The sequence below is a fragment of the Thalassoglobus sp. JC818 genome, from assembly GCF_040717535.1.
Classification (GTDB): Bacteria; Planctomycetota; Planctomycetia; order Planctomycetales; family Planctomycetaceae; genus Thalassoglobus.
This window is the reverse complement of the sequence record NZ_JBFEFI010000033.1, coordinates 1-928: the sequence shown is the minus strand read 5'-3', so window position 1 is coordinate 928 and position 928 is coordinate 1. Positions and strand designations below refer to the sequence as shown.

Genomic DNA, 928 nt, shown 5'->3' with positions numbered 1-928 from the left:
TAGAGGACCTTTCAAAACCGGGATCTAATGAATTTTTCTGGCAAGCAGTTTGCATGGTGGTGTGAGTGAAAGGAGACACTCATGATCATCACCCTGTTTGGCAGGTCGGCAAAACGTCGGCCCAATACAACAGGGTCCAGGACGGCACCCAAACCGCAACTTTCTGATTCACAATGGATTCTGATTGCAGACCTGTTTCCGCATCCGCCTGTTTCACCGCTGGGAGGACGCCCCAGGATTCCGCCCCGAGAGTGTTTAGAGGGAATTCTGTGGGTGCTCAGAACAGGCTGTCCTTGGCAAGATTTACCAGAGCGATACCCCAGTCCTGCAACGTGCTGGCGTCGTCTGGATGAATGGACTCGGTCAGGTGTCTTCGCCAAAGCCTGGCATCGCTTGCTCGGCAAACTCGATTCGCTCAAACAGATTCGCTGGGAAGAATGCATGGCCGACGCCACGTTTTCGCCAGCAAAAAAAGGGGGGACAGCGTTGGCCTGACCAAGAAAGGCAAAGGAACCAAGATCGGTCTGATGGTCGATGGCGACGGGTTGCCGCTGTCGACTGTCATTGCTGGGGCGAACGTGGCGGAAGTCCACATGGTCGAGACACTCGTTGAGACGTCTCTGGACGAGCGATTTCCTGAGCGATTGATTTATGACAAAGCAGCCGATGCCGACTGGTTGCGTGACCATCTCGCCGAACATGCTGTGGAGTTGATCTGTCCGCATCGCAAAAACCGCAAGTCCAGTCCTCGACAAGATGGCAGACCGCTCAGACGCTATCGGCGACGCTGGATCGTGGAACGCACCATCTCCTGGCTGCAATCCCGACGTCGGGTTGTCACACGCTACGAATATCACGATGACCTCTTCAACGGCCTCGTCCAACTCGCCTGCCTTGTCATCACCTTGAAGTGGTTTTGAAAGGCGCT

General features: G+C 55.0%; 1 protein-coding gene. It reads left to right on the top strand.

Translation table 11 applies throughout. The features are described from left to right. The first annotated feature begins 177 nt into the window (after nucleotides 1-177). Nucleotides 178-920, top strand: a protein-coding gene (locus tag AB1L42_RS23815) for an IS5 family transposase (RefSeq protein ID WP_367062734.1) whose coding sequence is annotated in 2 segments (ribosomal slippage) — nucleotides 178-481 and nucleotides 481-920 — 744 coding nt in all. Because the reading frame shifts where the segments join, the coding sequence is not laid out codon by codon here. The last annotated feature ends 8 nt before the right edge of the window (nucleotides 921-928 follow it).